Source organism: Micromonospora sp. 4G55, from assembly GCF_016803375.1.
In genome coordinates, this window is the sequence record NZ_JAEVHN010000831.1 from 1 (window position 1) to 2,398 (window position 2,398).

The following is a 2,398-nucleotide window of genomic DNA, read 5'->3' on the forward strand; positions in this document are numbered from 1 at the left end:
AGGGCGACGGCGAGCGTGGGCAGCACCGCGATCAGCGCCACCAGCAGCAGCACGTCGCGCGGCGTGGCGCGGTGGAACAGGAAGAAGTCGGGGCTGCGTCCGAGCACGTCGAGCAGGGGCTGGGTGACCACGAGCCCGAGCAGGGCCGCCACCTCCAGCAGCCGACCCCGCTCGGCACGCCACGGCCAACGGTGGCCGGGGTGGCCGCGGGTGGCGGACCGGGGTCACGCCGGTCGGCCGGCGGCGCGAGGACCGGGTCAGCCACCCACCACCGCCTGGTAGAGCGTGCGGGTGCCGCAGGGCAGTTCCCGCTGCCGCTCGACCCGACAGCGTGCCGCCAGCAGCCGCTCGAACTCGTCCCGCCGGTAGTCGGGGAAGAGCCCGTCCGGCTTGTTGGCCAGCAGCCGGCGGGCCATCGGGTCCTCGGGGTGGACGAACTCGATTACCAGCCGGCCGCCGGGCCGGGCGTACGCGACGAGCTGGTCGAGCACCTCGGGCAGCGGCACGTTGCGGCCGATCGCCAGGTGGTGCGCGACGGCCAGGGCGAGCACCACGTCGGCCCGGGCCCGGTCGCCGAAGGCGGCCCGCTCCACGCCCCGCCAGCCGCCCCCGGGCGAGGGGTCGGCCAGGTCCATCACGAGCGGCAGGATCCGGTGTTCGCCCTCGGCGCGCAGGGCCCGGTAGAGGGAGTCCGCCACGGCCGGGTCCTGCTCGACGGCGACCACCTGGGCGCCGTGCCGGGCGGCGATCCGGGCGTACCGGCCGTCGTTGGCGCCGAGGTCGAGCACCAGCCCGGGCGGGGCGGCGGCCACCGCCGCCTCGACGAAGTGCTCCTTCTCCTCGCGGTCCCGCACGGTGTAGCCACAGGTGCGCTGGTAGTCGACCCAGTGGCTGCCCTCGTCGCGCCGGTCCAGGCGGCGGATCAGCCGGTCGATGCGGCGTACGGTGGCCAGGGCCAGGTCGCGGGAGTAGCCGGCGGCCTTCAGCTGTGCCCGGACGTCGGTGGTGCTGGCGCGGGCGTTGCGGCCCTGCATGGCGCCGTGCAGGTGCACGTGGGTCGGCACGCCGGGCAGCAGCCGGCGGGCGCCCCGGAACAGCCGGCGCATCTGGTCCGGCTCGATGCCGTCGACCCGGGCCCGCAACCAGGGCTGGAAGTCCAGGCCGAGGTGGGCCTGGAGCAGCAGCGGATAGAGCAGGGTCTGGCAGAACTGCCGGTAGCCGGCCCACGGTTCGCCCTCGGCGAGCGGCGCGAAGGAGCCCACGTCGATGAAGACCGGGCTGGCCCCGCGCCACTGCAGGTTGTAGGCCGACCCGTCCTTGGTGGTGAAGCCGGCGGACAGCGCCCGGCGCAGGATCTCCAGGTGCAGCAGCGCCGCGTCGCGCAGCATCGCGAACGACCACTCGTACGGGTGGGAGACGAACGGGATCCGCTCGTGCCGCAGCACCGCCGTCCAGCCCGGCAACCGGGTCGCGTCGACCGGTTCGGTGCCGCAGATCTTGCCCTCGGCGAGCAGTTCGGCGAAGAAGGCGCTGCCGGAGAGCGCCCGCCAGTCGCGGGCGCCGTCGGGGCCGAGCCCGCGCAGCACCTCGTCGCCGGCGTGGAAGACCCGGTTGGCCGGGTCGGCGGAAGGAGCCGGGCTCGACCCGGATCCCGGTGTCGGGGACCGCCATCGGGGGTGGACCCTGCTCAGCCGCGGTCGGTGGGCTGCCGGCGGAACCGGTCGACCAGCCGGCGCCAGTAGAGCTTGGCGGCGACGGCCGCCCCCGCGACCCCGCCGACCACCGCCTGCACGATCAGGCTGCCGGACCCCGCGTCCAGGTAGGCCAGGTGAATCACCGACCGCTCCCTTCCCTCGCCCTCGTGTGGGCCGGCGCTGCGGGCACGCCGAGATGCGGCTTTTCCACCCATAAGGCCGGACTTGTTCCTTCGTCACGGTACGCCGCCAACGGCCGTCGTGCGGCCCACACCGACCACTGCGACCCGTCCGTTCCGTTCAAGACCTCGACCCCGCTGTGGGCCTAGCGTGTCGCCCATGGCACTTCACCTGGATGTGGTCGGCGTGGTGGTCGCCGACATGGCCCGCAGTCTCGACTTCTACCGGCGGCTGGGACTGGCCATCCCACCCGAGGCCGACGCGGAGGACCACGTGGAGGTCACCCTCCCCGGGGGCCTGCGGCTGGCCTGGGACGCGGTGACGATGGTCCGCACCTTCCACCCGGGGTGGACGCCGCCGGCCGGCAGCCCCCGGGTCAGCCTCGCCTTCCGCTGCGCCGACCCGGCCGAGGTGGACCGCTACTGGGCGGAGCTGACCGGCGCCGGCTTCCACGGCGAGCTGCCGCCCTGGGACGCCTTCTGGGGCCAGCGGTACGCGGTGCTGCACGACCCGGACGGCAACGG

2 protein-coding genes and 2 pseudogenes are annotated in these 2,398 nt (G+C 74.9%); 1 reads left to right on the plus strand and 3 read right to left on the minus strand.

The genetic code is table 11. The features are described from left to right. The 3 genes and pseudogenes from JNW89_RS34850 to JNW89_RS34860 form a co-directional block, all read right to left on the minus strand. Nucleotides 1-197, minus strand: a pseudogene (locus tag JNW89_RS34850) (hypothetical protein); the annotation flags it as partial. Between the two features lie 60 nt (nucleotides 198-257). Further along, nucleotides 258-1,671: pseudogene (locus tag JNW89_RS34855) on the minus strand (class I SAM-dependent methyltransferase). 16 nt (nucleotides 1,672-1,687) lie between these two features. Continuing rightward, on the minus strand, nucleotides 1,688-1,837 hold the full coding sequence (locus tag JNW89_RS34860; protein WP_170285311.1) for a hypothetical protein: 150 nt from the start codon (nucleotides 1,835-1,837) through the stop codon (nucleotides 1,688-1,690). A gap of 196 nt (nucleotides 1,838-2,033) precedes the next feature. On the opposite strand from JNW89_RS34860, the gene JNW89_RS34865 reads away from it, so the two are divergent. Then, on the plus strand, nucleotides 2,034-2,398 hold a 365-nt coding region (locus tag JNW89_RS34865; protein ID WP_238452265.1), incomplete at its 3' end, for a VOC family protein.